Origin of the sequence: Pseudomonas sp. SIMBA_067 (assembly GCF_046534675.1) — a bacterium.
Classification (GTDB): Bacteria; Pseudomonadota; Gammaproteobacteria; order Pseudomonadales; family Pseudomonadaceae; genus Aquipseudomonas; species Aquipseudomonas putida.
This window is the reverse complement of record NZ_JAWRYH010001245.1, coordinates 1-240: the sequence shown is the minus strand read 5'-3', so window position 1 is coordinate 240 and position 240 is coordinate 1. Positions and strand designations below refer to the sequence as shown.

Genomic DNA, 240 nt, shown 5'->3' with positions numbered 1-240 from the left:
GGTCGCGGTGCTGGGTCATCTGGTTCGCGATGGGGCGATGACGGTAACGCAACTGGCGGCGGCCGAGGGCGTACGCACCCAGTCAATGGGCGCGACCGTCGCCGGGTTACTGGCGGCGGAACTGGTGACGGGCGAGCCGGATCCCCATGATGGCCGTAAAACCCGCTATCTTCCCACGACGTCCAGCCTGGCGGTGATTACGTCGAGTCGCGCGATGCGCGATGACTGGCTGGTCCGGAC

The 240-nt window shown here is 67.1% G+C and carries 1 protein-coding gene; it reads left to right on the top strand.

Going from position 1 to position 240, the window contains the following annotated elements; genetic code table 11:
• Nucleotides 1-240, top strand: a 240-nt coding sequence (locus SB765_RS33280) for a MarR family winged helix-turn-helix transcriptional regulator (protein WP_410932988.1), incomplete at both ends; no start/stop codon positions are given.